The organism is Streptomyces sp. NPDC039480 (assembly GCF_055597165.1).
Window position 1 is genome coordinate 87,308 of record NZ_JBVITX010000006.1, and the last position, 26,520, is coordinate 113,827.

Consider the following 26,520-nt stretch of genomic DNA (forward strand, 5'->3'; position numbering starts at 1 on the left):
CAGGTCTTGTACGTTCTTTGCATGGCGGCCGGCGAGGAGATCACCGCGTGGCGCCCCGCGGTACCGGGCGTCACGGAGGTCTTCCACGCCCACTTCACGCACCACGCCTACCCCATGCACGTCCACGACACCTGGACGCTGCTGATGGTAGACGAGGGCGCCGTCCGCTACGACCTGGAGCGGAACGCGCACGGCACCCCGCTCGGCACGGTCTCGCTGCTGCCCCCGCAGGTCCCGCACAACGGCTCCGCGGCCACCCCGGACGGCTTCCGCAAGCGCGTCCTGTACCTGGCGGCGACGGAGGACGGGCCGCTCGACACGTCGTTCATCGGGCCCGCGGCGGACACCCCCGTCCTGGTCGACCCGCTGCTGCGGCGCCGCATCGGACAACTCCACACGGCCCTCGCGCACCCCGGCGACGAACTGGAGGCGGCCGCCCGGCTCGCCCTCGTCGGAGAACGGCTCCGCGAGCGGCTGCGGCCCCGCCTGGCCACCACGGCCCGGCCCGCCCCCGACCGCCGGATCGCGGGCGCCCTGCGCGACCTCCTCGACGCACGCGTGGTCGAAGGCATCGCCCTGGAGGAGGCCGCCCGCCTCCTGCACGCGCACCCGGCGCACCTGGTGCGCTCCTTCGGAGCGGCGTACGGCATCGCCCCGCACCAGTACCTGATGGCGCGCCGCGTGGACCGGGCCCGCCGCCTCCTGCTGGACGGGCGGCCGCCCGGCGCGACGGCGACGGCCTGCGGCTTCTACGACCAGTCGCATCTGACCCGGCACTTCAAGCGCGTGGTGGGCGTCCCTCCGGGCCGCTACGCACGCACCGCCCTCACCCCACCCACCGGTACCGCCGCTCCGGGCGCCCCGTACCGCCGTACCGCAGCGTCACCTCGGCCCTCCCCGTCGTCGTGAAGAACTCCAGGTACCGGCGGGCGCTCACGCGGGAGAGGGCGCCCGCCTGGGCGCACTGCGAGGCCGAGAGGCCTTCCGGATGGCCGCGGAGGGTCTGTTCCACCAGGTCCGCCGTGTGCGCCGCCAGGCCCTTCGGCAGTTCCCTGGAGCCCGGGGGCCGGGCGCCGAAGATGTGGTCGACGTCCTCCTGACGGGCCTCCTCCAGACCGTCCAGGCGGGCCCGCAGCGCCACCACATGCCTCAACTGCTCATGCAGGGCCGCCTGGTTGAACGGCTTGATCAGATAGTGCAGGGCGCCGGCCCGCAGCGCCGCCCGCACCACCTGCGCGTCCCGCGCCGCCGTGATGAACAGCGCGTCGACCGGCCGGCGCGCCGGATCGCGCTCCTCGGCCGCCCGCAGCTCACGCAGTACCGCGATGCCGTCCATGTCCGGCAGATACACGTCGAGGAGCACGAGATCGGGGCGCAGCCGCTCCACCGCGTCGACCGCCTCCGCGCCGCTGTGGGCGACCCCGACCACGGCGCAGCCCTCCACCGCCGTGACGTACCGACTGTGCAGCTTGGCGACCATGAAGTCGTCGTCCACCACCAGCACCCTTGTCATCGCCGCAGGCTATGGGCGCGACCACAACGACCACAACGTCCGTTGATTCCGGAAGAGAGACAGGTTGTTAACGCACGGGCAACATGTGGGCCACCTCACAACCGACTACAGCCGACAGGTGGTGGCACACGTGCGCCTGCGCACCCCCCTCGCCCTGCTCGGGGCCGCCCTCCTCGTGCTCGTGGCGCCGCCGCTGCTCACCACGGGCAGCGGCGCCGACACCGGCACCCAGATCCCCGGCCTGCGCTTCATGGTCCCCAACACCCCCGGCGGCGGTTACGACATCACCGCCCGCACCGCCGCGAAGAACGCCGAGGACGCCGGACTCACCCACAACATCGAGGTGTTCAACCTGCCGGGAGCGGGCGGCACCGTCGGCCTGAGCCGGCTCGTCGGCGAGCACGGCAACGGCAAGCTCGCCATGTCCATGGGCCTCGGCGTCGTGGGCGCCGCCCGCTCCAACCACTCGCCCAAGACCCTCGCCGACACGACGCCCATCGCGCGCCTCACCGAGGAGCAGGACGTCGTCGTGGTCGCCAAGAACTCCCCGTACAAGACCATCGACCAGCTCGTCCGGGCCTGGAAGGAAAATCCCGGCAAGGTGCCCGTCGGCGGCGGCTCGTCCCCCGGCGGCCCCGACCACCTCGCCCCGATGCTGATGGCCCGCGCCGCCGGCATCGACCCGAAGAAGGTCAACTACGTCCCCTTCGACGGCGGCGGCGAACTGCTCGCCTCCATCCTCGGCAGCAAGGTCGCCTTCGGCGTCTCCGGAGTCGGCGAGTACCTCGACCAGATCAAGTCGGGCGAGCTCAGGCTGCTGGCCGTCACCGGACCGAAGCGGGTGCGCGGCCTGGACGGGCCCACCCTCAAGGAGTCCGGATACGACGTGGACTTCACCAACTGGCGCGGCATCGTCGCCCCGCCCGGCCTCAGCGGAGCCGAGCGCAAGAAGCTCACCGGGCTCGTCAGGAAGCTGCACGCCTCCAAGGAGTGGCGCGACTCCCTGAAGAAGAACGGCTGGGACGACGCCTTCCTGACCGGCGACAAGTTCGGCGACTTCCTGAAGGCCCAGGACAAGCGCGTCGTGTCCGTACTGAAGGAGCTGGGCCTGTGACCACCACCGACGTCCCCCACGAGCCGGCCGGCCGCCGTGCCTGGCTGCGCGAGCACTCCGAACTCGGCGTGTCCGTCCTGCTCCTCGCCCTCGGCGCGCTCGTCCTCACCGACGCCCTCACCATGGACGTCGAGATCACCCAGCGCGGCCCCATCGGCCCGAAGACCGTCCCCATCGCGGTCGGCGCCGGACTGCTCGTCGTCGCCGTCCTGCTCGCCGTCGACGTGCTGCGCGGCGGGCGCGGCGAGGCCGAGGGCGGCGAGGACATCGACCTGTCCGAACCCGCCGACTGGCGCACCGTGCTGCTCCTGACGGGTGTCTTCCTCGCCACCGCCGTCCTCATCGAACCCGTCGGCTTCCCCGTCGCCGGGGCGCTGCTCTTCTGGGGCTCCGCCTACGCACTCGGCAGCCGCCACCTCGACCGCGACCCGCTCATCGCCGCCGTGCTCTCCGTCGTCACGTACGAAGTGTTCAACAACCTGCTCGGCGTGCCCCTGCCGGGCGGCCCCCTGATGGGAGTGCTGTGACATGAACACCTTCAACTCCCTCATGGACGGCTTCGGCACGGCCCTCACCCCGGTCAACCTCCTCTGGGCGGCCGTCGGCGTCCTCCTCGGCACCGCGATCGGCGTCCTGCCCGGCATCGGACCGGCGATGGCCGTCGCCCTGCTGCTCCCGGTGACGTACGGACTCGAACCGACCGGCGCCTTCATCATGTTCGCGGGCATTTACTACGGCGCGATGTTCGGCGGCTCCACCACCTCCATCCTGCTCAACACACCGGGGGAGAGCGCGGCCGTCGTCGCCGCCATGGAAGGCCATCCGATGGCCAGGGCCGGGCGGGGCGCGCAGGCCCTCGCGGCCGCCGCCATCGGCCACTTCGCGGGCGGCATGATCGGCACGCTCCTGCTGGTGGCCCTGGCGCCCACCGTCGCCGACCTCGCCGTCGACATCGGCGCGCCCGACTACTTCGCCATCATGGTCCTCGCGTTCATCGCGGTCACCTCGGTGCTCGGCTCCTCCCGCGTCCGCGGCCTCGCCTCGCTCCTCATCGGCCTGACCATCGGCCTGGTCGGCCTGGACCAGATGACCGGCCAGCAGCGGCTCACGTTCGGCTCGCTCCAACTCGCCGACGGCGTCGACGTGGTGATCGTCGCGGTGGGCCTCTTCGCGATCGGCGAGGCCCTCTGGGTCGCCGCCCACCTGCGCCGCACCAGCGCCCGGCCGATCCCGGTCGGCCGCCCCTGGCTGGGCAGGGACGACGTCCGGCGCACCTGGAAGTCCTGGCTGCGCGGCCCCCTCATCGGCTTCCCGTTCGGCGCGATCCCGGCGGGCGGCGCGGAGATCCCGACGTTCCTGTCGTACGTGACGGAGAAGCGGCTGTCGAAGCACAAGGACGAGTGGGGCAAGGGCGCCATCGAGGGCGTCGCGGGCCCCGAGTCGGCGTCGTCCGCCTCGGCCGCGGGCACCCTCGTCTCCATGCTGACGCTCGGCCTGCCCACGACCGCCGTCGCCGCAGTGATGCTCGCCGCCTTCCAGCAGTACGGCATCCAGCCGGGCCCGCTCCTCTTCGAACGCGAGGCCGACCTGGTCTGGGGCCTGATCGCCTCACTCTTCGTCGGCATGGTGCTGCTCCTGGCCCTGAACCTGCCCCTCGCCCCGCTCTGGGCGAAGCTCCTGCGCATCCCGCGCCCCTACCTCTACGCGGGCATCCTCTTCTTCGCGGCCGTCGGCGCCTACGCGGTCGGCGGCGAATCCCTCGACCTCGTCATCCTGCTCGTCATCGGCCTGATCGGCTTCGGCATGCGGCGCTACGGACTGCCCGTCCTGCCCGCCGTTATCGGCGTCATCCTCGGCCCGAACGCCGAGCAACAGCTGCGCAGGGCCCTGCAGATCAGCGACGGCAGCGTCCGCGGCCTCGTCGACACGCCGTTCTCCGTGACGGTCTATGGACTCATCGTCCTGATCCTGGCGTGGCCCTTGTTGAAGAAGGCGGTGTTGCGCGCGCGCCGCCGTGACGTAGACGTAGAGGCATGACGACGCCCGAGACCCGCCACGACTCCACGGACACCGCCATCCGACTCGCCACCGCCGCCGACGTGCCCGCCGTGCGGGCCGTCACGGACGCGGCGTACCACCGCTACATCGAACGCATCGGGCGCGTCCCCAGCCCGATGGAGGCCGACCACGCGGCCGATGTCGCGGCGGGTTTCGTGTACGTCACCGGAGACCCCGTGGTGGGTCTCCTGGTGCTCGTCCCGCGTCCGTACGAGGGCCGGCTCCTCCTGGAGTCGATCGCGGTCCACCCCGATGCCGCGGGGCAGGGGGTGGGCCGCCGCCTGCTGTCCTTCGTGGACGACCACGCGCGTGCGCTGGGCCTGATCGAGATCCGCCTCTACACCAACGCGCTGATGTGGGAGAACCAGAAGATCTACCCCCGGTACGGATACGAGTTCGTCGAGCGGCGGGTGGAAGGGCCCTACGACCGGTTCCACTACCGCAAGCGGCTGAAGAACACCTGACGGGGTCTCACCCGTCGGGCCACCACGTCCGCTGGATGTCCTTGCGGACCTCGGGCCTCTCCTGCGGCCGCACCTCCGCCTCCTGGCGGTCCCGCACCCGGCGGCTGACGGACTTGCCCGCGGGTTTGTGCGTGGTCACTCGGCGCATGGCGGCCTCCCTGACTTCCGACTCCCTGCCTTACCGATGTCCATTCGAGGACCGCCGTAGACCTCTTCGCGCCTGCTTTCTGATCGAGGGGCGATTGTCAGTGGTGGCTGCGACCCTCTGGGGATGACGAACAACGAGGCGATCGCGCCCGTCGATTGGGACGCCGCGGCAGCCACTTTCGACGACGAACCGGACCACGGCCTGCGCGACGGGACGGTACGCCTGGCCTGGGCGGACCGCCTGCGGGACTGGCTGCCCGACACCCCCGGGGACGTCCTCGACCTGGGCTGCGGCACCGGCAGCCTCGCCCTCCTCGCCACGGACCGGGGCCACCGCGTCACCGCGGTCGACCTGTCCCCGGCCATGGTGGAGCGGGCCCGCGAGAAGCTGGCCGGCCGGGACGCCGAGGTCCTGGTCGGCGACGCGGACCACCCGCCCGTCGAGGGACGGAAGTTCGACGTCGTCCTGGCCCGGCACATCCTGTGGATGCTGCCCGACCCCGAGACGACCCTGCGCCGCTGGCGCGCCCTGCTGCGCCCCGGCGGCCGCCTGATCCTGATCGAGGGCGTATGGGGGACGGTGGCCCCCACCGGACTGCCGATGCCCCGCCTCGTGTCGGCCCTGACCCCCCTCGTCTCCCACCTCCACTCCGAGCGCCTCTCCGGGGACGCGCGGCTGTGGGGGAGACGGGTCGAGGACGAGCGGTATGCGGTGGTGGGCGTGGTGCCTGCCGCCCCGGTCCGGCACACCGAGATCGTCGACGTCCACCTGATCCTGTGCCGCGGCGACGAGGTCCTGCTGTCCCGCCGCGCCGGGACGGGGTACGGCGACGGCCTGCTGCACCTCCCGTCGGGCCACGTGGAGGACGGCGAGGACGTCCGCGCGGCCATGCTCCGGGAGGCGCGCGAGGAGGTCGGCCTCGACCTGGACCCCGCCGACCTGCGCGCGGAGGCGGTCGTCCAGCACCGCGGCCCCGGGCAGGCACCGCGCACCGGCTGGTTCTTCTCCGCGGAGCACGGCGCGGGCGGCGAGCCGTTCAACGCCGAACCGGACAAGTGCGCCGAGCTCGTCTGGCACCCCCTGTCCGCGCTGCCGCACGACATGGTGGCGTACTGCCGCGCGGCCCTGACCGCCTGGCACGCGGGCGAACGCTTCGTGGTCCACTGGCAGTCGGACGACGAGCCCGTCGCGTACGACAGCGACCGTACGGCGGCGGCGACACCGCTGACTCCCGCGCGGGCGGGCGGCATTCACCACGTGGAGCTGTGGGTGCCGGACATCGAGGCGGCGGAGGCCTCGTGGGAGTGGCTCCTGGGCGAGTCGGGCCATGTGCCCCACCGGCGCTGGGCGCGCGGGCGCAGCTGGCGGCGCGCGGGCGAGGAGACGTACGTGGTCCTCGAAGAGTCCCCTGACCTGCGGCCCGGTGGCCATGACCGGCGGCGTCCCGGTCTGAACCACCTGGCGCTCCACGTGCCGGGGCGGGCCGAGCTCGACCGGATCGTGGCCGAGGCGCCCGGCCACGGCTGGACCCTGCTCTTCCCGGACCGGCACCCCCACGCGGGCGGCGAGGCCCACTGCGCGGCCTACCTGGAGGACGCGTGGGGGTTCGAAGTGGAGCTGGTCGCCGACTAGTCGACGCGCAAGCCCTCGCCCAGGGCCATCGCCTCCAGCTCCTCCAAGGCGCGGACCGCCGCGGTGGCGGCCGCCGGGTCCGTGGTGGGCAGGGCGCTTGCCGCGAACTCGTCCTCGTCCAGGCGCAGTACCGTGCCGCCGTCCGCCGAGCACCACAGGTCCAGGTCCAGGTCCTCCACCGTGAGGACGGAGCCTTGGCGGACGGCGGGGCGTGTGACGTCGCAGTACCAGCCCTTCAGGGTGCCGTCCGCGGCGTACACCTCCTTGATCGCGTACCACCGGTCGCGCCAGTAGTGCTCGGTGAAGACGTCGCCCGGCTCGAAGCGTACGAAGCCGAAGTCGCGGACGTCGGGGGCCGCCCAGGGGGCGCGGACGGTGATCCGGGTCCCGTCGTCGCGGACGAGCCGTGCCGGATAGCGGATCTTGGTGCGGCCCGCCTTGACTAGGGCGATCTCCAGCGTGGCCGCCGGTTCCACCGGTGTCGCCGGGTCAGCCGAGGGTGCGGACATGGCGGACCTCCGTCGCGCAGATCTCGTAACCGAACCACTTGTTGATCGCGAGCATCGGTCCGTTCTCGGTGTCGTTGCCCGTGAACGCCTCCGTGCAGCCCGCCGCGCGGGCCCGGTGCAGGGAGTCGTTCTTGGCGAGCTTGGCCAGGCCGCGGCCGCGGTGGGCGCGGGCAGTGCCCGTCATGTTGGATCCGTAGCGGCCCGCGCCGTCCGTGCGGGCCAGGCTGAACGCCGCGGGGCGGCCGTCCACCAAGGCGACGCTGGTCAGCTCCTGATCGACCAGCGGGTGGTGCCAGGTCTCGGCGAGCCAGTGCTCGTAGTCCGTGAACTCGGCGGGCACATCGCCCGGTTCGTCCGCCACCGTCTCCGCGTCCAGCGCGAAGAGCGCGCGTGCGTCGTCCGCGAACACCGAACCGCTGACCAGCTCCACCCCGGCCGGCGGCTCCCGGCGGGGCGGCAGCGTGCCGTGCGCCAGGTCCAGACGGAGGAAGTGCGCGCTGCGACTGGCCCGGTAGCCGTGGCGCTCGGCGAAGGCGCGGTTCGCGGGCTCGTCGAGCACCCACGAGTAGACGGTCTGGGCGCCCGCGTCCGCGAGGTACTCCTCCGCGGTGCGCAGGAGCAGCGTTCCTGCGCCCCTGCCGAGCCGGTCGGGATGGACGTAGACGTTGGCGTAGCCCTGGCCCGGCTCGGGGCTGTCGTAGGCGATGCCCACCTGCGCCGTGCCGATGATCTCGCCGTCCGTCTCGGCGACCAACTGCCGGTAGGCGGAGTCCGGATGGGCGTGCGCCCGGTCGAACGTGATGGAGTCGGGGGTGGCGAGCATGGCGGGTACGCAGGCCCGGCGCACGGCGGCGAAACCCGCGTCGTCCGCGGCGGCTGTCGGCGCGTCGTGGACGAGGGCTCGGACGACGATCACAGTCATGGAGCCGCACGCTACGTGCGGGCGCGCCGGGCCGCCTCCCATTTTTCCGCCGTCACTGCCGCCACTGCCGCGGCTGTCGCGGTCGCGGCGGTGCCACCGGGGGCGTGACGTGCGGGACAATCGCTGCGTGACATTGAAGATCCACATCGATGGGGGCGCGAGCGACGCGCCGTACGAGCAGGTGCGGGCCCGGATCGCCGAGCAGGCGAGGTCCGGTGCGCTGCCGGTCGGCTACAAGCTGCCCACGGTCCGGGGGCTCGCCGAATCGCTCGGACTCGCCGCGAACACGGTGGCCAAGGCCTACCGGGCGCTCGAGTCCGACGGGGTCATCGAGACCCGGGGGCGGAACGGGACGTTCGTCGCGGCGGCGGGTGACGCGGCCGCGAGGGAGGCGTCCACCGCCGCACAGTCGTACGCGGAGCGGGTCCGCCGCCTCGGCCTCTCGGAGGAGGACGCGCTCACCGCGGCCCGGGACGCGCTGCGCGCCGCCTACGGGAGCTCCGGGTAGAGCCCACCCGCCAGGGGCCCCGCCTCGGATCGCGCTCCTAGAGGTACAACCCCGAGTCCGCGCCCTCCCGCTGGTCCGGCACCGAGGTCGGTGGCGTGCCGCGGCGCAGGGCGAAGAGCTCGGCGAGGGTGGCGCCCTCGCGGCCCACGCCCTCGTCCGTGCCGAGCCAGTCCACCGCCTCGGAGCGGGTCAGCGCGCCGACCTCGATGCGGGCCAGGCAGCGGCCGGGGCGGACCACGGCGGGGTGCAGGCGCTCCAGGTCCTCATTGGTCGTCACGCCCACCAAAACGTTCCGCCCCTGGCCGAGCAGCCCGTCCGTGAGATTGAGCAGGCGCGAGAGCGCCTGACCCGCCGTGTGCTTCGCCTCGCCGCGGATCAGTTCGTCGCAGTCCTCCAGGAGCAGCAGCCGCCACCGCCCCTTCGCCGTCCCGTCGTCCTCACCGATCGCGATGTCCATGAGGTACCCGACGTCGCTGAACAGCCGCTCCGGGTCGAGCACGCAGTCCACCTGGCACCAGTCGCGCCACGACCGCGCGAGCGTCCGCAGCGCCGACGTCTTGCCCGTGCCCGGCGGCCCGTGGAGGAGGAGCAGCCGGCCCGAGATGTCCTCGGGCACCGTCTTCATCAGCTTGTCCATGGCGTCGGCGACGGGCGCCGTGTAGTTGGGCCGCACCTCCTCCCACGTACCGGCGGAGATCTGCCGGGTGGTGCGGTGCGGGCCGCGCCGCGGGGAGACGTACCAGAAGCCCATGGTCACGTTCTCCGGCTGGGGCTCGGGCTCGTCCTGCGCGCCGTCCGTGGCCTGCTTCAGCACCTTCTCGGCGAGCTCGGCGGTGGTCGCGGTCACCGTGACGTCCGCGCCCCGGTTCCAGCGGGAGACCAGGAGGGTCCAGCCGTCGCCCTCGGCGAGCGTCGCGCTGCGGTCGTCGTCGCGGGCCGCGCGCAGCACCTTCGCCGCGGGCGGCAGCAGCGTGGAACCGGACTTGACGCGGTCGATGTTGGCACTGTGCGAGAAGGGCTGCTCGCCCGTCGCGAAACGGCCGAGGAAGAGGGCGTCCACGACATCCGACGGGGAGTCGCTGTCGTCGACGTTGAGCCGGATCGGCAGGGCGTCCTGGGGGTTCGCAGACATGCCGCCATGATCCGGCACGCACCCGCCCCCGCGCACCCGGTTTGCAGGGCCGCTCCGTGTGCGCCGTTCGCACTTCCGAGCGCTGTGGCCGCGAGTGAGGAGCTGTGGTGCGGAACCTGTCCTACCGCGTAAGAGCCCCGATACGCTTGTCGCTGATGGGACGTCATGGGTGGTTTTCGGAAGCACGGCGGTGGCGACTCGCCGCACTGCTCGGAGTCGGTCTGGCCGTACTGGCCCTGGTGATCACGTTGGTCAACACACTTCCCGGGGACGGTGGCAGCACCGAGGGCACCACCCGGGACGGCGACAAGGTGCACGGCACGCCCGCGGTCCCGCCCAAGGACGCCGATCCGGAGGTCGGCTGGGGCTTCACCCACACCCAGTACAGCGCGGACGAGGGCGAGGAGGAAGCCGTCGAGCGCGTCCGCGCCGAACTCGCGGGGCAGGGGCGGCCCGTCCCGCAGATCCAGCACATCATGGGCTGGGGCGCGGGCAATCCGGAGCCGGTCGACGGCCGTTACGACTTCTCCGACATGGACCGCCGGATCGACTTCGTGCGGGCGAGCAAGGGCACGCCCGTGGTCACGCTGTGCTGCGCGCCGGACTGGATGAAGGGCGGCGAGCCCGGCGCGGAGAACACCGACTGGAGCCAGCAGGCTCTGGAGACCGCCCCGGAGCCCGAGCACTACGACGACTTCGCGCGGCTCGCCGCGACCGTCGCCAAGCGCTATCCCGACGTACGTCACTTCGTCGTCTGGAACGAGTTCAAGGGTTTCTGGAACGACGAGAAGGCCCGCTGGGACTACGAGGGATACACCGAGCTCTACAACCTCGTCCACCGCGAGCTCAAGAAGGTCGACAAGGACATCATGGTCGGCGGCCCCTATCTGGTCATGGACAGCATCGACCCCCGCCAGACGGAGAACGCGTCGGAGGTGGAGGGCCCTTGGGGCCGCCTCGACCAGCGGCCTCTCGACGCCTTCGAGTACTGGAACAAGCACAAGAGGGGCGCGGACTTCGTCGTCGTCGACGGCGCGAGCTACACCGCGGACGACGAGCTGCTGCCCGACGAGTTCAAGGCCACCGACAAGTTCACGGCCGTCGGCGAGTGGGTGCGCGAGCGGACCGGGGACCTGCCCCTGTGGTGGGCCGAGTACTACGTGGAGCCCGGCGACAGCCAGGACAACCGCGACGACTGGTCCGAGGCGCACCGCGTGGCCGTCCATGCCTCGGGCCTGATGGCGATCGCCCGCGGCGGCGCCACCAGCGGCTTCTATTGGAACCCGCAGAAGCGGGGCGCGAAATGCGCGGGCTGCCTGTGGACGGCCACCCAACAGGCGGACGGCGGGGACAAGTTGCCGATGCTGGAGCTCATCGAACGGTTCGGCAAGGAGTTCGGCCCCGGGACCGCGTACGAGACGGTGACGGTTGCCGCCGACGACCGCCCCCACGTCCGCGTCCTCGCCGACGACGAGGCGATCCTCGTGGCGAACACCCTCGACCGGCGGTTCAGCACGAAGGTCGACGGACGCCGCGTCGACCTGGCGGGCTACGAGGTGAAGTGGCTCAAGCGCTGAGCCTCACGCCATCGTCACGAACCGCTGGATCAGTGAGGCGAGCAGCACCGCGAGCAGCGGCAGCGAGAACCAGAAGCTGCCCTGCAACCACCGCTGCTGCCGCACGCTCGGCGCCGCGGCGACCCGCACCACCTCGCGCGCCCCGAGCAGCAGCACCAGCGCGACGGCGGCGAGGCCGCCCACCACCGACCACGGCGTCCACGTCACCTTCGGCCCGACAGGCCCGGGATCGGCCCGCGCGACCCTGCCGTCCGGCTGCTCGCTCAGGGTGTAGACGGTCGCGTCGGCGTTGGCGAAGACCTTCTTCAGGTCCTCGCGGTCGTCGAGGTTGCGGATGAGCCGCGTCTCCCACGTCTTCGAGTAGCCGGCGTCCAGCTGCAGGAAGGCCGTCTGGCTGCGGTTGATCATCAGGTACGAGTTGGGTCCCGCGTCCTTGAGGGCCTTCGCCAGGCCGGACACCAGGACCGGGTCGGCGGGCGCGAGCGTCGGAACGTACTCCACCTTCTCCATGTCCCGGGAGCCCCACGGAATCGACGGCGTCACGTTGTTGACCGTGTCGTTGCTCATCCAGAGCAGCCGTGCCGTCGGCTCGTCGTGCGCGTACACGTACTCCATCGCCGCGACCTCGCCGGGGCGGACCCGCTCGAAGGGTTCGTTGCCCCAGCGGGCGACCAGGAACCCGCCGATCAGGACGAGCCCGGCGAGCAGGGCGGCCAGCGGCGCGAGATGCACCCGGCCACGGCCACCGCCACCGTCGCGCTCGTCCGGTGTGCCGCCCGCGCGCGGGAACAACGCCAGGCCGGCGAGCAGCGCCGCGCCCGGCAGCGCGAACATGAAGACGCGCAGGGCCATCTCACCGCCGTACGACTGCATGCCGAAGCCCAGGAACGGCACGAAGGTGAGGACGAGGAGCGAGCGCTCGCCGTACTTGTGGAAGCGCCGCCGCCACCAGCCGAAGCAGGCGAACGCCATGACGCCGCCGGCCATCGCCACCCGCACGTACAGCACCAGCTTGTGGGTGGGATCGCCGCCCTCGATGCGTCCGGAGACCGACGAGGACACATTGCCGCCCACCCCGCCGACCCCGCCGAACAGTTCCCCGAAGTGCCCCGACCAGTACGGCTCGGCGAGGAAGCCGAGCCACACGACGACGAGCACCCCGAAGAGCAACGGCAGGCCGCGCAGCTCCGAGCGGCCGACCAGGACGAGGACCGTGAGGACGCCGAGCATCACGAACGGCGTGAGTTGGTGCGCGGGGACCGTCGCGGCGAAGAGGCCGATCAGGACCAGGAGCAGCACCGCGCGTTCCCCGCGGCCGGCGGGCTCGACCTCGGCCTCGCCCGGGCGCCGCTTGGCCCACAGCACGCGCGGGGCGCGGAACCACACCAGGAGCACGGCGACGAAGACGATGTAGAGGAGGTACGTGAAGCCCTGCGGGGAGAAGTAGTCCTGACCGACCCAGCCGCTGAGGACGAAGATCCACAGACCCGCCCACTTGGCGCGCCAGGCCGCCCGCACGGACCGCACGAGCAGGAACATCGGGGCCAGGTAGAGCAGTTGGATCGCCGTCGGCCACCAGCGGATCACCTCGGTCATGTCCGAGACGCCGCACGCCTCCGCGACGAAGGTGGCCGCGGCGAAGAACCCCGGCCAGCTCCAGCGCGCGTCCAGGTCGGGCACCGCGGTGCCGGTCCTGTCGATGTACTCCATGAAGCCCAGGTGCTGCCAGGCCGTGGCGAACCGCGGCTCGGTCTCGACGACCGCGGGCAGCGCGTGCAGCGATACGACGGTGGCGAGCAGGGTGAGCAGGAGGAGGCCCTTGACCGGCCGGTCCATCCAGAGCAGCGCGGCGAACACGACGACGAGGAGGGCGGCGCCGATCAGCGTCGGCGTCGGGAGCACGGAGATCAGGCCGAGCCCGCCCATGGCGTCCAGGTCCTGCTCGCCGAGACCGAGGACGGGCAGCCAGTACAGGGCGAGGGCGGCGGTGAGGAGCAGCGCCAGGACGAGGATGTGGCGGCGGGGGGTGCGCGGGGGCGGGGCCGGTTCGCCAGGGGCCGCCGGTTCCGGAGGAGCGGCGACGGGTTCTGCCGGAGCCACTGGTTCCGGAGGAGCTGCTGCCGCGTCCTCCACGGCGTCGGACACGTGGTCCGGTCCAGGCCCCGTGACGGGTGTGGTGCCCGACCCCGCCGGAGTGCTCAGCGCCCAGGTCGGCCGGTGGTCCACGTCGTCCCCCTCGCTCCGCGCCACGGGCGTCCCCGCCGCCGGAGTGCCGGGACCGGGCCGCACGTCCGGCCTGCGCTCCTGGTGCTCGAAGTCGAGCTGCACGGCCAGCTGAAGCGTGTCCGAGTCGAGCGACTCGCGCAACGCCCACGCGGGCCCGCGATGCTGCCTGCACTCCCCGCCCCCGGCCGAAGCCCCCGAGGCACCCCCAGCACCAGCGGCCCTCGCCCGCACCTGTTCCGCAGGCGCGTCCGGCGTCCCCAGGTCGGCCAGGTCCCCGTCCGGCGCCGCCCCTCCGGCCTTCGCCGAGGGCGCCGCCCGCACCACGCGGTACAGCTTCGGCGCCGCGATGGCCACGATCACCGCCAGACTGCAGATCTCCGCGACGCCCGCGCCGGTCAGCCCCATCCGCGGCAGCAGGATCAGCGTGAGGCCGAGCACCAGGACGCACAACAGACCCTGCAGCCAGGCGATGCCGGACGTCTTGCTCTGCGCGCGCTGCACCGCGAAGTACGTCTCCATGACGACCCGCAGCAGCGCCCCCACCACGAACCAGCGCAGCAGCGGAGTGGCCGCGTCCGCGTACCCCTGGCCGAACATGCGCAGGATCAGCGGTGCGGCCAGGAAGAGGATCCCGCACACCGGCAGCATGATCAGCGCCATCCGGCGCAGTGCCGAGCGGGTGTTGGCGGCGAGCAGCGCAGGATCGTGCGCGCCCTCCACGGTCAGCGAGGCACCCATGTTGATGGCGAGCAGATTGATGGTGCTGCCGATGGTGGTGGTGATGTAGAAGTACGCGTTGTCGACCGAGCTGACCTGCGACGCCACGATCACCGGGACGAGGTAGACCACGGCGAGCGAGAAGAGCGAGCCGGTGTAGTCGCCGGCGAGGAAGCGGCCGATCTCGCGCAGCGTCGGCGGCTGCGCCTTCCCCTCGGTGGCCTGCACGTGCCGCGGCACCAGGCGCCGGAACACCAGCCAGCCGAGCGGGATCACCGACACGAGGATCGAGGCGACCCAGGAGACGAAGACGCCCGCGGTGGGGATCGCGGCGGCGATCGCGATGAGCAGTGCGAGCTTGGCGACCGAGAAGACGGTGTTGCCCACCGGCACCCAGAGCGCGCTGCGCAGCCCGGTCAGGACGCCGTCCTGCAGCGTGAGGACCGACCAGGCCACCACGGCGAGGACGAAGCCGACGCCGTGGACGGGGCCGTGCAGGAAGCGGTACGAGGGGCCCCACAGGTCCAGTGTGAGCAGGAAGAGGACGGCGGCGAGCGCCACCACGGCGGAACTGCCCGCGTACGTACGGAAGATGAGCTTGCCCGTGGCGCGGCCCGCGATGGGGATGAACCGCGCGAGGGCGCCCATCAGCGTCAGCGCGGCGAGCCCCGCGAGGAGCTTCATCGCGGCGATCGCCGCCGAGCCCTGACCGACCGCCGACTCCGAGTAGTACCGGGCGGCGGCCAGCCAGAAGCCCACGCCGAGCACGCCGGAGATGCCGGTGTTGAGCATCAGCGCGTACGCGTTGCGGAACAGCGGGCTCTGGCCGTCCCCGCGGCCCGGCAGGCGCATTCTGCGGGCCCTGCCGAACCTGCCGGCCCTGCCGGTCCCGCCGGACTTACCGGACTTGTCGGACGGCGACGGGCCCCCGGCGCTCGCGGAACCGGGGGCGCCGGTCTGGGCCGTGGTCGTGTCAGACACGGGAACGCGTTGCCTTCCGACGGACCTGTCGGGCTCTGCGGACCACGGCGTACCCCTTGGTGAGGGCGTGGTCCCTGGCGAAAATGCGGCCGATCGAGCGGCCGGTCACGAGCCGCTCGAACTCCTCGGCCCCTGTGGTGCGCCGCACGGTCACGCGCCGCAGTGCGTATGGTCCCTGCGTCCGGCATGCCAGGCGGTTGCCGACGGCGAGCGCCTGCCCGAAGCCCGTCTCGCGCACCCGTTCGCGCACCCGCCGGTCGGAGTAGCCGAACGGGTACGCGAAGGACACGGGCCGGGTGCCCAGCTCGTCGGCGACGATGTCGCGGCAGCGCCGCAGCTCGGAGCGGAGCCGGTCGTCGTCCAGCTGGTCGAGTTCGGGGTGCGTGTGGCTGTGCCCGCCGATCTCGGCACCGGTGGCGGCGAGTTCGCGCACCTGGTCCCAGTCGAGCATGCGGTCGGGGGCGCCCCCGGTGTCGTACTTCCCGCGCAGCCAGCCGGTGGAGACGAACAGGGTCGACGCGAAGCCGTGCCCGGCGAGCACGGGCAGCGCGTACCGGTGCACGCCTTCATAGCCGTCGTCGAAGGTGATCAGGACGGGCCGCTCGGGCAGCGACCCGCAGGAGGTGCGCCAGAGGGCGGCGAGCCGGGCGGTGGTGAGCGGGGTGAAGCCGCGCTCGGCGAGCACCTTCATCTGGCGTTCGAAGGCGTCGGGGGAGACCGAGAGGTCGTGCGTCGCGGCGTTCGGCGCGCGCGCGACGGAGTGGTACATCAGTATCGGCACGGGTCTCGTGCTCATGCGGCAGCCCCCTCGCCGCCCGTGTCTGCCGTCCCGGCGATCTCCACGACCGAGAACGTGGCGCCTCCCCTGCGCGCACGGACGCTCCCGACTATGTACCCCCCTGCCGCGGTGAGCACTCCCGCCACGATCGCCCCCGCGCGCCCCGCACCGCCCGGCCGGCCGAGCGCCGCGTCGCGCAGGCCGCGGCCGATCCCGGCGGGCAGCACGCGCGTGGTGTAGCGCCGCTCGGACTCGAGTCCCTTGGCGGCGCCGACACTTCGGGAGACGAGTGCCTTGGAGAGGCCTTCCGCGTACGTCCTCGTACGGAAGTAGCGGAACCGTTCCCGCGCGGCGGGCACCCGGTGGTGGATCACCGCGCGGTCGTCGATGAGCAGCACCGCGTCCGGCCGGGCGCGGCTGAGGCGGATGCAGAACTCCGTCTCCTCGCAGCCCAGCGGCCGCTTGTCGCCGTCCCGGCCGATGCCCGTGGCGAAGCCGCCCGCCGCGGCGAAGGCGGTGCGGCGGAACGAGGCGTTCCCGCCGAGGACGTTGCGCACCCGCACCCGCCCCCGGGGCAGCCCCTTGTACGTGCAGCCGACCACCCAGTCGAACTCCTCGGGGAACCAGCCGGGCCGCCGCCCTGAGTCCCAGGCGGGCAGGGTGCGGCCGCCGACGGCGAGGACCCGCGGGTCCTCGAACGCCTCGGCGAAGTACCGCAGCCAGTCCCGCTCGGCGACGGCGTCGTCGTCGAGGAAGGCGACGATGTCGCCGCGGGAGGCGGCGATCCCGGTGTTGCGCCCCGCCGAGAGGCCGCGGGGGCCCGCGTTCGCGAGCACCCGCACGCCCTCGGTCTCCTTGTACTCCTTGGTGAGGCGGTCCAGGAGCGAGGCGTTGTGGTCGACCACCAGAAGGATCTCCAGCGCCGCCCGCGACTGCGCGCGCACCGAGGAGACCGCCGCGAGGATGTCCTCCCAGCGGTCCTCGGTGTACGCGCAGAGGACGACGGATGTCTCCGCGCTCAAGACACCTCTCCCTGACCGGCGCGGCGGGGCAGCCCCCGGCCGTCCTTGCGCCGTGCGCCGCGCCTGCCCCGGTTGGAGCGCTCGGAGAGGATCACCTTCAGTACGCGGATGCCGTCCCGGACGGCTCTGAGGTTGCTGGTGCCGTGGATCCGCAGGTACTCGTGGCTCGGGATCTCCTGGACCTTGAGCCCTGCCTTGACGACCCGGATGTTCATCAGGGTCTCGACCTCGAAGCCGGTGCAGTCGAGCTCGATCTTGTCGAGGCAGTGCCGCCAGAAGGCGTTGTAGCCGTAGCACAGGTCGGTGTAGCGCGCGCCGAACTTGGTGTTCACGACCGAGCACAGGACGTGGTTGCCGAGCTTGCGGATCGGTGTCATGTCGTCCGTGCCGCCGCCGTTGGCGAACCGGGAGCCCTTGGCGAAGTCCGCGCCCGAGACGAGGGCGGAGACGTAGGAGACGATTTCGTTGCCGTCGGCGGAGCCGTCGGCGTCGACCATCACGATGATGTCGCCCGTGCACGCGGCGAAGCCGGTGATGAGAGCGTCACCCTTGCCCTTGCCGAGCTGGCGGACGACCTTCACGTCCGGCCGCAGCTCACGGGCGACGGCCACGGTGTCGTCGGTGGAATTGCCGTCCACGAGGACGACCTCGTGCACCCAGTCGGGCAGTGTCTTGAAAACGTACGGAAGATTCTCCGCTTCGTTCATGGCCGGTATCACCACACTGACCGGCGGAGTGATCGCCAAGTGTGTGGAGATCGGACGGTAGTTCCTTGAGATCTCTTCTAACGGCTCTTGTCCGGCGTCTGCCGGGCGCACAAAAGAAGTCATGAGTCCGGTGATCCCTCTCGTCCGGTGGACGGCCCGCCCCCGGGCAGTCCGGAAATTGATCCGGGTCGAAAGGGGGGTTCTCACTTGAGCGTGACGAAATGGATCTCCGTGCATGCCGAGTGAGCTGGCATTTGCGCGGGACGTGACTCGGCTGAAAGAGCGGCCACCGAGCACGGCACCCCCCTACCGCGCCCGCACCGGCACCATCGCGATCTTGAGCCCTCCCCTTGATCGCATTGCGTGATGTGCCGTTGCGGGTGGATGTACGACGGTATTGATGAATGAGACTGTATGGCAAGACCTGGAGCGTGGTCCCACGTTTTTCATGATTTGCGTAAACTGTTCGATCTTATTCGGACCGGCTTATTCCCTGACCCCTAGATCGAATTCGCCCCATACGCTTGAGCAGTTTGTCGGCCGGTTCGAACAATTCCGGTCGGGACTGCACGGTGTTGCGCAGCGCGCGCACCGGGGCACGTCGTGCCCGGTGTCCCAGCGCCGCCGGGTGACGGAGCGCCACCCACCCCTCGGACACGGCGATTTCGCGTGTCTTGAGGGAGTCCTTGTAGGCCTTCTGGCCGCGGCCGAGGTCGATGTGGGCGATCCCGTCGGCGGCGGCGCCCTCGGCCATGTGCAGATGCATGATGAGGCCGGGCGAGTACTTCGCGTAGGCCGGGTCGTACGCCGGGAACCAGCAGGTGTGGATCCGCTCGGAACGCAGCCCGAAGTGCGCGGCGATCGGCACGTCGGCGGCGTAGAGGACGGAGAGGACCCCGGCGAACGAGTCGGTGCGGGTGTGGAAGAGCCGGCGCAGCAGCCGGACGATCCAGGGGCGCGCGAAGCGGTCGCTGCGGCCGGTCCTGCGGTACTGCGCGGACTTCCAGCCCATCAGCGTGGTGAGGACCGCGGGGTCGCGCTCGTCGTGCACGTACCGCACGGCGCCGTGGTCGCGGCTCAGCCTGCGCTCCTTGGCGAGTGTCGGCTTGAGGAACTTCGGGGAGCGCTCGCGGAGCCCGCGGAGATAGACGTCGTACCCCTGATCGAGATCGATGACGGGAGAGGCGAACACGCCGGAGGCGTGCGCCTCGAACGGCGCCTGACCGGCCACCAGATGGTCGAATTCCCACAGGGCGAGCCCGCACGCCCGCAGCAGCTCCCTGGCGTCCCAGTCGAAGCCCGGCCGGTGCACCAGGCCCTGGCAGTCGGAGATGCCGAGACCGATGGCCCGGCCGATGCCGGTGGCCGATCTCTGGAAGGGGAGGAACGCGGCGGGCTCGCCGTCCTCGCGCGCGACGGCGATCCGCACTCCGCGCCGCTCGTGCCCGAGCGCGAGCGTGAACTCGGGGGAGAGGAAGGGGTTGGCGAGACCGGTCGAGCCGTGGAGGTGCGCCTTGGACTGCAGCGCGGTCCACGCCGCCCGGTCGGCGGCGGTCAGCTCGCCGGGGCGGTGCACGGTGATGTTCACGTCAGGTGGTCCACCTTCTCGCCGGACGGCCGCGCAGCCGTCGCACCACGGTCAGCAGGAGGATGAGCGAGCTCAGGGCGGCGACCGCGGCGACACCGCCGCGCACCGACCACACGTGCAGCGCCAGCATGCCCTGGGCGACGAGCAGGTCGACTGCGACGGCCCCTGCCACCGACACCACGGCCCGGCCCCACGGCGTGAGGCTCCGCAGCGCCGCGCCGATCGCCGCCCCGGGCGCGGCGATGAGGAAGAAGAGGGTGAACGGGCCGCGCAGCGGTGAGTCCAGGTCGACGAGCGCGAGCACCGCGCCGACCCCGCCGACGGCGACGGCCGCTCCCGCGAGCAGCGGTACCAGGTCGTGACGGCCGCCCCGTCCGGTGTGCTGCCCCGTGTCCGCTGGTGGTGCCTTGATCCCGTTGGTCTGCATGGGCGACTTTGCCCCCCGACGCGCCGGATGCCGGGCTTCAATGTCGCCCACCCCTCGACGGCCCGTCAAGATGCGGAGAGGGCGTGCAAATGTTCCCCGCCACAACCGGTCGAAGCTGAACTTCCCGCGATCACAAGGGAATTGTTCAAGAACTTATTGACATGGACACTATCGGCGGCCGGGGGTGCGTGCTACCACGGTCGCAGCAGAAACCCTGCTAAGGGAGGTTCCATGAAATTGTCCCGGATCACGGCATACATGTCCTCGCTCCTCCTCGCGGCCGCCTTCGCGCTCACCGGCGCGGCAGCGGCCCACGCCGAACAGTCTTCCGGCCAGAAGGCCGCGGCCACGGGCTATGTGGCCCTCGGCGACTCCTACTCGTCGGGCGTCGGTGCCGGCAACTACGACAGCGGAAGCGGCAATTGCAAGCGCAGCAACCGCGCCTACCCCGCCCTGTGGGCAGCCGCCCACTCACCCTCGAGCTTCGCCTTCACCGCTTGCTCGGGCGCTCGTACGGGTGATGTTCTGGCGAACCAGCTGGGCCCGCTCAGCGCCGGCACCGGCCTCGTCTCCCTCTCCGTCGGCGGCAACGACGCGGGCTTCGCCGACGTCATGACGACCTGTGTGCTGCAGTCCGAGAGCAACTGCCTGGCCCGCATCAACCAGGCGCGCCAGTACGTCGACTCCACACTCCCCGGGAACCTCGACAGGGTGTACGACGCGATCAGGGCGAAGGCCCCCTCCGCCCGTGTCGTCGTCCTCGGCTACCCCCGCTTCTACAAGCTCAGCGGCAGCTGCGCCGCCGGCCTCTCCGAGCGCGAGCGGGCCGCCATCAACGGCGCCGCCGACTACCTCAACGCCGCCACCGAGAAGCGCGCCGCCGACCACGGCTTCGCCTTCGGTGACGTCACCTCCACCTTCACGGGGCACGAGATCTGCTCAGGCAGCCCCTGGCTGCACAGCGTCAACTGGCTCAACATCGGCGAGTCCTACCACCCCACCGCCGCCGGCCAGTCCGGTGGCTACCTCCCGGTCTTCACCGCGGCGGCCTGACCCCCACCGGCTGTCCGTACCCGTTCGGCGTGTAGGAGGCCCCGCCCGTCGGGGTCTCCTCCTCGCAGGTCACCGTGTATTCGACCGAGTTCGACGTCGTCTCCACGGGCTTGCGCACCTGGACGCCGATCGCGTTCTCGTACGTCCCGCCACCCGTGTCGTACGCCGTCTCCACGTGATTGACCTGCCGCGTCCTGCTCCCCGATGAGAAGGACAGGGTCTTCCAGCCGGGTTCGCTCGGCTCGCCGGACTCCGTCACCCAGCGGTACTCGACGGTGGCGGGGGCGCGCCCCACCGTGAACGTCGCGGTGAACGACGGAGCATGAGCGGCCGCGGGCGGACAGGCGCCCTCGTACTGCGTGTTGGCGCCCGAGACGTGCACCTTCACGGACTGCGGGGCCGGGGTGCTGCCCCCGCCCCCTCCGCTTCCGCCGTTCCCCCCGCTCCCTCCGTTGTTCCCGTCGCCTCCGTCGCCGCCGTTCGTGGAGCCGCCGTCGTCGCCGTGCCCGTCCGTGGAGCCGGTCGACCCGCCGCCGCCGGACCCGCCGTCCGACCCTTCCGACGTACTGCCGCTGCCCCCGGTGGATCCGCCGCTGCTGTCGCTCCCCTCGTTGCCGCCCCCGCCTCCGCCGTCGTCGCGGTTGACGAGGAAGTACGTGAGCCCGCCGAGCGCGAGCGCCAGCGCGACGAGTCCCGCCACCAGGACGACCGCCGCCCGGCGTGACCGGCCGGACCCGGCCGTCGACGTGTCGGTGGTGGCCGTGGTGGGCCACGGCGCGGGGGCGGGCAGGGGAGCGGGCGGTGCCGGCTCGGACGGGGGCCGCTCGGCCGTGGTCGTCGGCAGGTACGGAAGCGCGGTCCCGGTGCGCGGGGTGCCGCCCGAGGCGACGGTGCGCAGATCGTGCTCGGCGTCGGCCGCGGACATTCGCTCGTCCGGGTCCTTGCGCAGCAGCCCCTCGATGGCCGGCGCGAGCGGCCCGGCGCCGCGCGCGGGCGGCAGCGGCTCGTCCACCACCGCACGCAGCGTGCTCAGCGGAGTGTCCTGGCGGAACGGCGAGCTGCCTTCCACCGCGGCGTACAGCAGCACGCCGAGCGACCACAGGTCGGACGCGGGCCCGGGCCGCTGCCCCAGCGCACGCTCCGGCGCCAGGAACTCGGGCGACCCGACGACCTCGCCGGTCATCGTCAGCGCCGAGCTCCCCTCGACCAGGGCGATCCCGAAGTCCGTGAGGACGACCCGGCCGTCGTTCGCGATCAGGACGTTGCCGGGCTTGACGTCGCGGTGCAGGACCCCGGCGTCGTGGGCGGCGCGCAGGGCGCCCAGGATCTCGGCGCCGATCCGGGCGGCCCGCTGCGGGGTGAGCGCTCCCTCGGCGTCCAGCACGTCCGCCAGGGAGAGGCCGCGGACCAGCTCCATGACGATCCAGGGGCGGCCGCTCTCGGTGGCGACGTCGTAGACCGTCACCACGTTCCGGTGGGGGATGCGGGCGGCGGCCCAGGCCTCGCGCTCCAGGCGCGCGTACAGCCGGTCGACCTCACCCGCCGGGAGCCCGGCCGGGGCGCGCACTTCCTTGACGGCCACCTCGCGGCCGAGCACCTCGTCACGGGCCTGCCACACGGTGCCCATGCCCCCCTCGCCCAGCGGCGCCAGAAGGCGGTACCGCCCGGCGATCACGCGCTCTGGCCGGCTCACGGGCGCCCCCCATCCGCAGCGGTGCGATCCTCCACAAAAGTAGCTCAACCGAGCGCTGTTGCCGCCCCCTTGCACATCAATCCACACGCAAGAGCGAGTACGGCGCACGCCGGATGCGTCCGCAGCCCACGTGAGATGGCCCACGTCACCACGGGATGGCGGTCCACGGTCAGGCCGTATGTCCAACTCGCCCTGGAATCAGTTGGATTCGGAGAGTAATCGTCAACCTCCTTGTGGGGTAGGTGAATCCTGCGACCGGGATACACGCGTGTCAGGATGGGGCGATAGGGTTAACCTGCCCTGGGCCGGGTGCCCTCGTACGGGTGGGGAGTGACATGGAACAGATAACGGTGCGCAGCAGGGCGCGTGTCCCTGCGATCACTTGTGGCAGCAGCGCGAGCAGCTCGCGTCTCGACCGCCATCTCTCGGTGCTGGGCGGCCCCGCCGTCCCGCAGCGGGAGTCGCACGAGGCGACGCTGCTGATGCGTGAGCTGACCTCACGTGACACCGCGCACGCCCGCAGCAGCAGGGGTGCCCGAGTGAGGCGAGTCTCGCTCTTCGCGCCACTGCGCCGGTTGCGGCGCTCGCTGTTCGGCGGACGCTGACCGCGGGTGGCCCCCGGGACTGAACCGCCGCTCCGCGGCGGGTCTTTCCCGCCACCCCGCTCTCCCTCCCCCGTCTGTCACACCACCCTGTAACACCCCTGCCTCACGGGGCCGCTCGGCGGCTCCTGACGCGTAGAGATTCAGCCGAACCGCACCGACCGCCGGGCCTATGCGCCCATACTCCCCCGGTCGGCGCGCGTTCGCCGAAGCACCCCTGCCTGCGGCCTCCGGCGCTCGCCGCAGCCTTCAGCGCTCGCCGCGGGCGTACCGCCGGACGGCCGCGGGAACGCACAGCGCCAGCAGCACCAGCGACCAGAGGACCGACCCCGCCACCGGGTGGGCGACCGGCCAGGCCGCGTCCGTCGGGACGGGCGCGTTGCCGCACAGGTCGCGCACCGCCGTCGCCACCGCGCTGATCGGATTCCACTCGGCGACGAACCGCAGCCAGGACGGCAGCCCGTCGGTGGGCAGATACGCGTTCGACAGCAGCGGCAGCATGAAGGTGGCGCTGCCCAGCTGGCCCGCCGCCTCCTCGCTCCGCGACGCGAGCCCCAGCAGGATCCCGATCCACGTGGTCGCGAACCGGAAGAGCAGCAGCAGCCCGAACGCGCCCGCCGCCGCGAGCGGCCCGCCCTCGATCCGCCACCCCATCGCGAGCCCCACGAGCGCCAGCGGCACGAGCCCCGCCGCGGTCGTCACCAGATCGGCCAGCGCCTGCCCGAGCGGCACGGCGGCCCTGCTCATCGGCAGCGTCCGGAGCCGGTCCATCACGCCCCGGTGGGTGTCCTGGGCGGCCGTGAACATGCCGGTCATGATGCCGTTGGCGGCGGTCGCGACGAGCATGCCGGGCACGAGGAAGGCCCGGTAGTCGGAGCCGGGCATCGCGAGGGCGCTGCCGAAGACGTAGCCGAAGAAGAGCAGGAAGACGATCGGCATCGTCTGGGTCATGACCAGGATCGCGGGCGCGTGCCGCACGCGCCGCAGATGCCGGCCGAGCACGGCCGTGCCGTCGAAGAGGATGGCGCTCATGGGGGAGACCTCCGGGGGTCGGGAATCGGGCCTGTGGCCCGGGGCGGGAGCGGCGGCCGGGCTCACGGGACGAGCCGCAGGAAGACGTCGTCAAGCGACGGGCGGCGCAGACCCACGTCGACGACGGGCACCCCCGCCGCGTCCAGCTCGCGGACCAGCCGCGGCAGCGTGAGCGCGGGATCGAGCGAGACGGCGCCGATGGTGCGGGACTCCGCGTCGAGCACCGGCTCCGCCCCCGTCAGCCGGTCCAGGACCGCGGCCGCGACCGGCAGCGCGGCGCCCTCCGCGACGACGACCTCCGCGTAGCTCCCGATCTGCGCCTTCAGCTCCGCGGGCGTGCCGCGATGCGCCGCCCGGCCGCCGTCGATCAGCACGATGTCGTCGGCCAGCCGGTCGGCCTCCTCCAGGTACTGCGTCGTGAGCAGCACCGTCGTGCCCTCGCCCGCGAGCTTCCGCACGGCCTCCCAGATGCCGTTCCTGCTGTGCGGGTCGAGGCCGGTGGTGGGCTCGTCGAGGAAGAGCACGGCGGGCCGGGTGAGCAGGCTCGCCGCGAGGTCGAGGCGGCGCCGCATGCCGCCGGAGTACGTACGGGCCGGGCGGTCCGCCGCGTCGGTCAGGCCGAACTGTTCGAGGAGTTCGTCGGCGCGTCCGCGCGGCGCGCGCAGGAGACGGGAGAAGAGCCGCAGGTTCTCACGCCCGGTCAGATCGCCGTCGACCGACGCGTACTGGCCGGTCACGCCGATGTGCCGGCGCACCGCGGCCGGATCCCGCACCACGTCGTGCCCTGCGACCCGCGCGGTCCCGGCGTCCGGTGCCTGGAGGGTGGTGAGCACCCGGACCGCGGTGGTCTTGCCCGCGCCGTTGGGGCCGAGCAGCCCGCAGACGGTGCCCTCGGCGATGGCGAGGTCCAGGCCCCGCAGGGCGGTGACGGCCGCGCCGCCGGAGCCGTACCGCTTCTCCAGACCCTCACTAAGTACAGCGTACGTAGTAGTCATGCCGTCACGGTACCCCACTACGTACGCTGTACGTAACTAACATGGGGGGCGAGGTGATGATCAATGGCGGGCCGAGCGGCCACTCCCGAAGTGATCTGGGCGCGCCCCGAGCGTGCGGGCCGCGGCCCCAAGCCCGCGTACAGCAGGGCCGACATCGCGCGGGCGGCCGTCCGCATCGCCGACGCGGACGGCATCGCCGCGGTGTCCATGCGGCGCGTGGCGGGTGAGCTGGGCTGCGGCACGATGTCGCTGTACAACTACGTGCCGCGCAAGGAGGACCTGTACGAGCTGATGGTCGACACGGCCAGCGGGGAGTACGAGCTGTCCGAGGAGGCCGTGGGCGGCGACTGGTACGCGGAGATGCTCGCCCTCGGCCGGCAGACCCGGGCGATCCTGCGGCGGCACCCGTGGCTGGTGCACGTCATGTCGACGGTCTACGGCTCCAGCCCGAACGCGCTGCGGTATCTGGAGCACTGCCTCGGCGTCCTGGAGGGCCTCGACGCGCCCTACGGCACCAAGATGGAGCTCATCGCGATGGTCAACGGCACGGCGATGACCGCCGTGGCCAACGAGATCGCCGTCGCCGAGCGCACCAGGGGCCTGCCCTGGTCGGCCGAGCAGGAGCAGGAGGTGCGGTACGCGCATCTCGCCGCGCAGGTGGCGAGCGGGGCGTATCCGCGGCTCGCGGCGATGCTGGCGCAGGCGCCGCCGCCCGGCGACGCGGACGAGAGCTTCGAGCGGGCGCTGCGCAGGCTCCTCGACTCGTTCCGCCCGGACGTCCGCGGCGGCCGATGAGTTTTCCCGCCCGCTGTCGTCCTATTCCGTGAACCCCCAGAAGCGGAGGCATGAGGATGGACGAGCAGTTCACCGCGACGCTGCGGAAGAGTCCGAACAAGGGCGGCTGGACCTATGTGGTGTGGCCCGAGTCGGCCGCGTACTTCCGCACCCGCGGCCTGGTGAAGGTCAGGGGCACGATCGACGGTCATCCGTTCCGGGGGTCTTTCATGGCCCTGGGGGACGGCACGCACAAGCTGCCCGTGAAGGCGGAGGTGCGCAAGGCGATCGGGAAGGAGGAGGGGGACACCGTGACCGTCCGCCTGGAGGAGCGGCTGGAGAGCTAGC

The 26,520-nt window shown here is 72.1% G+C and carries 26 protein-coding genes; 12 read left to right on the forward strand and 14 right to left on the reverse strand.

What is annotated here, in order from left to right; all coding sequences use genetic code 11:
* Positions 1-21 precede the first annotated feature (21 nt).
* Positions 22-909 carry a helix-turn-helix transcriptional regulator gene (locus ACZ56E_RS19990; RefSeq protein WP_468612184.1) on the forward strand — a complete coding sequence of 296 codons (888 nt, stop codon included), beginning with the start codon at positions 22-24 and terminating at the stop codon, positions 907-909.
* On the opposite strand, the gene ACZ56E_RS19995 is transcribed toward ACZ56E_RS19990, so the two are convergent.
* Complete coding sequence (locus tag ACZ56E_RS19995) at positions 827-1,513, reverse strand: response regulator (protein WP_471215822.1); 687 nt, start codon at positions 1,511-1,513, stop codon at positions 827-829. The two genes, ACZ56E_RS19990 and ACZ56E_RS19995, sit on opposite strands and share 83 nt — an antisense overlap.
* Before the next feature lie 130 nt (positions 1,514-1,643).
* Here ACZ56E_RS19995 and ACZ56E_RS20000 point away from each other — a divergent pair, with 130 nt between their 5' ends.
* From ACZ56E_RS20000 to ACZ56E_RS20015, 4 genes are read left to right on the forward strand one after another with little or no spacing between them, the layout of a single operon-like run.
* Positions 1,644-2,627 carry a Bug family tripartite tricarboxylate transporter substrate binding protein gene (locus ACZ56E_RS20000; protein WP_471216396.1) on the forward strand — a complete coding sequence of 328 codons (984 nt, stop codon included), beginning with the start codon at positions 1,644-1,646 and terminating at the stop codon, positions 2,625-2,627.
* Entirely contained in the window at positions 2,624-3,154 is a 531-nt protein-coding gene (locus ACZ56E_RS20005) for a tripartite tricarboxylate transporter TctB family protein (protein WP_471215823.1), read from the forward strand. Before ACZ56E_RS20000 ends, ACZ56E_RS20005 begins: the two co-directional genes overlap by 4 nt.
* Before the next feature lies 1 nt (position 3,155).
* Positions 3,156-4,664, forward strand: coding sequence for a tripartite tricarboxylate transporter permease (locus ACZ56E_RS20010; RefSeq protein WP_471215825.1), 1,509 nt, complete (start codon positions 3,156-3,158; stop codon positions 4,662-4,664).
* Entirely contained in the window at positions 4,661-5,149 is a 489-nt protein-coding gene (locus tag ACZ56E_RS20015) for a GNAT family N-acetyltransferase (RefSeq protein WP_471215827.1), read from the forward strand. The genes ACZ56E_RS20010 and ACZ56E_RS20015 overlap by 4 nt, the downstream gene beginning before the upstream one ends.
* A gap of 7 nt (positions 5,150-5,156) precedes the next feature.
* Here the strand turns inward: ACZ56E_RS20015 and ACZ56E_RS20020 are convergent, their stop codons facing one another.
* Positions 5,157-5,297, reverse strand: a complete 141-nt coding sequence (locus tag ACZ56E_RS20020) for a hypothetical protein (RefSeq protein WP_398310033.1) — start codon at positions 5,295-5,297, stop codon at positions 5,157-5,159.
* A gap of 123 nt (positions 5,298-5,420) precedes the next feature.
* Here ACZ56E_RS20020 and ACZ56E_RS20025 point away from each other — a divergent pair, with 123 nt between their 5' ends.
* The gene (locus ACZ56E_RS20025; protein ID WP_471215829.1) at positions 5,421-6,929 is read left to right on the forward strand and encodes a trifunctional class I SAM-dependent methyltransferase/NUDIX hydrolase/VOC family protein; all 1,509 of its coding nucleotides are present in this window, start codon (positions 5,421-5,423) and stop codon (positions 6,927-6,929) included.
* Here ACZ56E_RS20025 and ACZ56E_RS20030 read toward each other — a convergent pair.
* On the reverse strand, positions 6,926-7,438 hold the full coding sequence (locus ACZ56E_RS20030; RefSeq protein ID WP_471215831.1) for a ribonuclease FAU-1 family protein: 513 nt from the start codon (positions 7,436-7,438) through the stop codon (positions 6,926-6,928). The two genes, ACZ56E_RS20025 and ACZ56E_RS20030, sit on opposite strands and share 4 nt — an antisense overlap.
* A complete protein-coding gene (locus ACZ56E_RS20035) occupies positions 7,419-8,360 on the reverse strand; it encodes a GNAT family N-acetyltransferase (protein WP_471215833.1) in 942 nt (313 codons plus the stop codon). Before ACZ56E_RS20035 ends, ACZ56E_RS20030 begins: the two co-directional genes overlap by 20 nt.
* A 127-nt stretch (positions 8,361-8,487) precedes the next feature.
* Between ACZ56E_RS20035 and ACZ56E_RS20040 the strand changes: the two genes are divergently transcribed.
* Positions 8,488-8,868 (forward strand): GntR family transcriptional regulator, encoded by a 381-nt coding sequence (locus tag ACZ56E_RS20040; RefSeq protein WP_471215835.1) that lies wholly within the window; start codon positions 8,488-8,490, stop codon positions 8,866-8,868.
* 37 nt (positions 8,869-8,905) lie between these two features.
* Here ACZ56E_RS20040 and ACZ56E_RS20045 read toward each other — a convergent pair whose 3' ends face one another.
* Entirely contained in the window at positions 8,906-10,000 is a 1,095-nt protein-coding gene (locus ACZ56E_RS20045; RefSeq protein ID WP_471215837.1) for a DUF5925 domain-containing protein, read from the reverse strand.
* Between the two features lie 155 nt (positions 10,001-10,155).
* On the opposite strand from ACZ56E_RS20045, the gene ACZ56E_RS20050 reads away from it, so the two are divergent.
* Complete coding sequence (locus ACZ56E_RS20050; protein WP_471215839.1) at positions 10,156-11,577, forward strand: GH39 family glycosyl hydrolase; 1,422 nt, start codon at positions 10,156-10,158, stop codon at positions 11,575-11,577.
* 3 nt (positions 11,578-11,580) lie between these two features.
* Here the strand turns inward: ACZ56E_RS20050 and ACZ56E_RS20055 are convergent, their stop codons facing one another.
* The 6 genes from ACZ56E_RS20055 to ACZ56E_RS20080 all read right to left on the reverse strand — a co-directional run bounded on the left by ACZ56E_RS20055 (position 11,581) and on the right by ACZ56E_RS20080 (position 20,023).
* Entirely contained in the window at positions 11,581-15,501 is a 3,921-nt protein-coding gene (locus tag ACZ56E_RS20055) for a lipopolysaccharide biosynthesis protein (RefSeq protein ID WP_471215841.1), read from the reverse strand.
* Positions 15,494-16,297 carry a polysaccharide deacetylase family protein gene (locus tag ACZ56E_RS20060; RefSeq protein ID WP_471215843.1) on the reverse strand — a complete coding sequence of 268 codons (804 nt, stop codon included), beginning with the start codon at positions 16,295-16,297 and terminating at the stop codon, positions 15,494-15,496. Before ACZ56E_RS20060 ends, ACZ56E_RS20055 begins: the two co-directional genes overlap by 8 nt.
* Positions 16,294-17,301 carry a glycosyltransferase family 2 protein gene (locus ACZ56E_RS20065; protein WP_471215845.1) on the reverse strand — a complete coding sequence of 336 codons (1,008 nt, stop codon included), beginning with the start codon at positions 17,299-17,301 and terminating at the stop codon, positions 16,294-16,296. Before ACZ56E_RS20065 ends, ACZ56E_RS20060 begins: the two co-directional genes overlap by 4 nt.
* The gene (locus tag ACZ56E_RS20070; RefSeq protein ID WP_471215847.1) at positions 17,298-18,131 is read right to left on the reverse strand and encodes a glycosyltransferase family 2 protein; all 834 of its coding nucleotides are present in this window, start codon (positions 18,129-18,131) and stop codon (positions 17,298-17,300) included. The genes ACZ56E_RS20065 and ACZ56E_RS20070 overlap by 4 nt, the downstream gene beginning before the upstream one ends.
* A 349-nt stretch (positions 18,132-18,480) precedes the next feature.
* On the reverse strand, positions 18,481-19,596 hold the full coding sequence (locus ACZ56E_RS20075; protein WP_471215849.1) for a GNAT family N-acetyltransferase: 1,116 nt from the start codon (positions 19,594-19,596) through the stop codon (positions 18,481-18,483).
* Position 19,597: 1 nt separating this feature from the next.
* Positions 19,598-20,023, reverse strand: a complete 426-nt coding sequence (locus tag ACZ56E_RS20080; protein ID WP_471215851.1) for a hypothetical protein — start codon at positions 20,021-20,023, stop codon at positions 19,598-19,600.
* Positions 20,024-20,254: 231 nt separating this feature from the next.
* On the opposite strand from ACZ56E_RS20080, the gene ACZ56E_RS20085 reads away from it, so the two are divergent.
* Positions 20,255-21,076 (forward strand): SGNH/GDSL hydrolase family protein, encoded by an 822-nt coding sequence (locus ACZ56E_RS20085; RefSeq protein ID WP_471215853.1) that lies wholly within the window; start codon positions 20,255-20,257, stop codon positions 21,074-21,076.
* On the opposite strand, the gene ACZ56E_RS20090 is transcribed toward ACZ56E_RS20085, so the two are convergent.
* Positions 21,060-22,703, reverse strand: a complete 1,644-nt coding sequence (locus ACZ56E_RS20090; protein ID WP_471216397.1) for a serine/threonine-protein kinase — start codon at positions 22,701-22,703, stop codon at positions 21,060-21,062. The genes ACZ56E_RS20085 and ACZ56E_RS20090 overlap by 17 nt on opposite strands.
* A 401-nt stretch (positions 22,704-23,104) precedes the next feature.
* Between ACZ56E_RS20090 and ACZ56E_RS20095 the strand changes: the two genes are divergently transcribed.
* The gene (locus tag ACZ56E_RS20095; RefSeq protein WP_358590355.1) at positions 23,105-23,374 is read left to right on the forward strand and encodes a hypothetical protein; all 270 of its coding nucleotides are present in this window, start codon (positions 23,105-23,107) and stop codon (positions 23,372-23,374) included.
* Between the two features lie 246 nt (positions 23,375-23,620).
* Here the strand turns inward: ACZ56E_RS20095 and ACZ56E_RS20100 are convergent, their stop codons facing one another.
* Both ACZ56E_RS20100 and ACZ56E_RS20105 read right to left on the reverse strand, forming a co-directional pair.
* Complete coding sequence (locus ACZ56E_RS20100; protein WP_471215855.1) at positions 23,621-24,403, reverse strand: ABC transporter permease; 783 nt, start codon at positions 24,401-24,403, stop codon at positions 23,621-23,623.
* A gap of 62 nt (positions 24,404-24,465) precedes the next feature.
* Positions 24,466-25,398, reverse strand: a complete 933-nt coding sequence (locus ACZ56E_RS20105; protein ID WP_471215857.1) for an ATP-binding cassette domain-containing protein — start codon at positions 25,396-25,398, stop codon at positions 24,466-24,468.
* A 63-nt stretch (positions 25,399-25,461) separates the two neighbouring features.
* Between ACZ56E_RS20105 and ACZ56E_RS20110 the strand changes: the two genes are divergently transcribed.
* Both ACZ56E_RS20110 and ACZ56E_RS20115 read left to right on the forward strand, forming a co-directional pair.
* Positions 25,462-26,193, forward strand: coding sequence for a TetR/AcrR family transcriptional regulator C-terminal domain-containing protein (locus ACZ56E_RS20110; protein ID WP_471215859.1), 732 nt, complete (start codon positions 25,462-25,464; stop codon positions 26,191-26,193).
* A 56-nt stretch (positions 26,194-26,249) separates the two neighbouring features.
* A complete protein-coding gene (locus ACZ56E_RS20115) occupies positions 26,250-26,519 on the forward strand; it encodes a DUF1905 domain-containing protein (RefSeq protein ID WP_398310267.1) in 270 nt (89 codons plus the stop codon).
* Position 26,520: the final 1 nt, after the last annotated feature.